This window comes from Parvibaculum sp. (assembly GCF_035511255.1).
Classification (GTDB): Bacteria; Pseudomonadota; Alphaproteobacteria; order Parvibaculales; family Parvibaculaceae; genus Parvibaculum.
Genome location: NZ_DATKFR010000406.1, coordinates 1 through 3,416 on the forward strand (window position 1 = coordinate 1; position 3,416 = coordinate 3,416).

Consider the following 3,416-nt stretch of genomic DNA (forward strand, 5'->3'; position numbering starts at 1 on the left):
GAACTGGATCGGCGATCTCAACGCCAACCTCTCCTGGAACATCGACTTCTGGGGCAAGCAGGCGGCGCTGGTTTCGCAAGCCGGTTCGGAAGCGGCGGCGGCGCAGCTCGATGCGGCCGGCGCGCGCCTCGCGATTTCGGGTGCTCTGGTGCAGGCCTATGTAGCGCTCGACCGCACCTATGCATTGGCGGACGTCGCCACCGAAACGGTGCAGCAGCGGCAACATATTCTCGACCTCTCGCGGCAGCGTGTGACCTCGGGTCTCGACAGCAATGCCGAGGTCAGGGAGGCGGAAGCCCTGCTCGCGGCGGCGCGCGCCGCCGAAGAACGGGCGAAGGGCGACAGGGATATTGCCATTCACGAGGTCGCCGCCCTGGCCGGGGACGGCGCCAACGCCTATGCGGCGATCCGGCGGCCGACGCTGCGGCTCGATGGAGCGCTGCCCCTGCCGCAGGTCCTGCCGGCCGATCTTCTGAGCCGCCGGCCGGACGTGCTCGCCGCGCGCCTGCGCGTCGAGGCGGCGGTGTCGGGCCGCAAGGCGGCGAAGGCATCGTTTTATCCCGATATCAACATCATGGCTTTCGCGGGTTGGGCGGCGATCGGGCTCGACACGATGTTGCTCGCGCCATCGCAGAATTACGGCGTCGGGCCGGCGATCCATCTGCCGATTTTCGACGGCGACAAGCTGAAGTCGCAATATGAAGGTGCGACCGCGGATGTGGACGCCGCCGTCGCGGGCTACAACGCAACCGTCATCTCCGCCGTTCGCAATGTCGCCGACCGGCTGACCGAGACGGGAACCCTTTCGCGACAACTCGAGCATGAGCGGCAATCGCTTGCCGCCGCGCAGGAAGCCTATCGTTTGGCGGAGCGACGCTATCGTGCGGGGCTCAGCACCTATCTCTCCGTTCTCAGCGCCGAAACGCTGCTGCTCGATGCACGTCAGCAGCAGGCCACGCTTGCGGCGGCGCAGGCGACGAACCGCGTTCAGCTTCTACTGGCGGTCGGCGGCGATTTTACGCCGCCCCCCAATCAGGCGGCGAGTGACGCCGCGAGCGGTCGCGCCGCAACGATCATCCATTAGTCAGCGCATCGGGTCAGCATCATGAGTTACGATACAAGCATCTTGAGCAGAGGCACCCCTCGCCAGCGCGGCCTGGCTATACTGACGGCGGTCGTCGTCATCGGCCTTCTGGCATGGGGGGCACACTGGTTCATCTTCGGCCGTCATTTCCAGACCACGGACGACGCCTATGTGGCCGGCGACGTCGTCCAGATCACCAGCGAACAGCCCGGCACCGTGCAGGTTCTGAACGCCGACGACACGCAATTCGTCAAGCGTGGACAGCTGCTCGTCACGCTCGATCCGTCGAGCGTCGAGATTGCGCTGCAGTCGGCGGAGGCCGAACTGGCGCGAACCGTGCGGCAGGTGCGGGCGCAATTCGCCAAGGCCGATGCCCTGCGCGCCGACATCGCGCAGCGTGAGGTGGCTGTCCGGCAAGCCGAGAGCGATCTCAAGCGCCGCCGTTCGCTCGCAAGCGACGGAGCGGTTTCCGGCGAGGAACTTGCTCATGCGCGCGACACCGTGACCGCCATGGAAGCATCTCTCTCTTCGGCGAAGGAACAGCTCAACGCGACGCTGGCTTCGATCGACGGGACGTCGATTTCGACCAATCCGGACGTGATGGCGGCGGCGGCGCGCGTTCGCGATGCGGCGCTCGGCGTCAGGCGGACGCATATCGTTTCGCCCGTCGACGGGCTGATTGCGCGACGGACGGTTCAGCTCGGGCAACATGTGGCGGCCGGGGCGCCGCTGATGGCGGTCGTCCCGCTCGGCGACGTCTGGGTCGATGCCAATTTCAAGGAAGGGCAGCTCGAGGATATGCGGATCGGGCAGCCGGTGACGTTGCATGCGGACATCTATGGCGGCGATGTCGCCTATCACGGCCGGGTGGTTGGCGTGTCGGCCGGCAGCGGCAACGCCTTCGCGCTCCTTCCGCCGCAGAACGCATCCGGCAACTGGATCAAGATCGTCCAGCGTCTGCCGGTGCGCATCGCGCTCGATCCGGCGGAGGTCGAGGCGCATCCGCTTCGGGTCGGACTGTCGATGACGGCGAGTGTCGATGTCGGCGATAGGTCGGGAGCGCTGGCTTCCGCGCAGGTGCGGTCGGTGCCGTTGCCGGAGCGGCCGCGTGACGATCGCGATGCCGGGGTCGAACGGTCGATCGAACGCATCATCGCCGACAATGGCGGAAGCGGCGCCGTTTCGGCTTCGGCGCGGATGCCATGAGCGGCGCGCCGGCGAGCTCGGGACCATCCCCGATGCAGGGCGCGGCGCTCGCCCTGACATCGGTGGCGCTGGCGCTCGGCACCTTCATGCAGGTGCTCGACACGACCATCGCCAATGTCTCCGTGCCGACGATCGCGGGAAATCTCGGCGTCAGCTCCGATCAGGGGACCTGGGTCATCACATCCTTTGCGGTGTCGAACGGCATCGCCGTGCCGCTGACCGGATGGGTGATGCGCCGGTACGGCGCGGTGCGAACCTTCGTCGTTTCGGTGTTGCTCTTCACGCTCGCGTCGCTCCTTTGCGGCATCGCCTGGAATCTTTCAAGCCTCGTTTTCTTTCGCGTTTTGCAGGGCGCCGCTTCGGGACCGATGATCCCGGGCTCGCAAGCGCTGCTGCTGGCTATCTTCCCGCCGGCCAAGCGCGGGACGGCGCTCGCGATCTGGTCGATGACGACGCTCGTCGCGCCCATCTGCGGACCGATCCTTGGCGGCTATATCTCCGACAATTATTCCTGGTCCTGGATTTTCTTCATCAATATTCCCGTCGGGCTCCTCTGCGCCTTCATCTGCTGGCGGAGCCTTGGCGCGCGGGAGACGGAGACGCAGAAGCTGCCGATCGACTCCATCGGTCTCGCACTGCTCGTCGTCTGGGTCGGCGCGTTGCAGGTCATGCTGGATACGGGCAAGGACGCCGACTGGTTCGCCTCGACGCAGATCGTCGTGCTGACGCTCGTCGCGGCGGTCGGCTGCGTCGCATGGATCATATGGGAGATCACGGAGAAGCATCCGATCGTCGATCTTTCGCTCTTCGCCAATCGGAATTTTGCGCTCGGCGTCCTCGCTTCGGCGCTTGCCTATGCGGTGTTCTTCGGCAATGTCGTCATTCTGCCACTCTGGCTTCAGCAGCAGATCGGATATACCGCCACCTGGGCGGGCCTCGTGGCGGCGCCGAGCGGCGTCGTGGCGGTCATTCTGACGCCGCTCGCAGCGCGCATCATGTCGCGCGTGGACGCCCGCTGGAGTGCGAGCTTTTCGCTCATCATGTTCTCGCTGTCCTATTTCATGCGGGCCGGCCTCACCTCGGATGCGAGCTTCGGCGCCTTCGTCATGCCGCTTCTGGTGCAGGG

At 66.0% G+C, this 3,416-nt stretch carries 3 protein-coding genes; all 3 read left to right on the top strand.

What is annotated here, in order from left to right; genetic code table 11:
• The coding region (locus VMR03_RS15515; RefSeq protein ID WP_325406808.1) for an efflux transporter outer membrane subunit at nucleotides 1-1,084 on the top strand (1,084 nt) is incomplete at its 5' end.
• Between the two features lie 42 nt (nucleotides 1,085-1,126).
• Complete coding sequence (locus tag VMR03_RS15520; RefSeq protein WP_325406810.1) at nucleotides 1,127-2,290, top strand: HlyD family efflux transporter periplasmic adaptor subunit; 1,164 nt, start codon at nucleotides 1,127-1,129, stop codon at nucleotides 2,288-2,290.
• On the top strand, nucleotides 2,287-3,416 hold a 1,130-nt coding region (locus tag VMR03_RS15525; protein ID WP_325406812.1), incomplete at its 3' end, for a DHA2 family efflux MFS transporter permease subunit. The genes VMR03_RS15520 and VMR03_RS15525, both read left to right, overlap by 4 nt.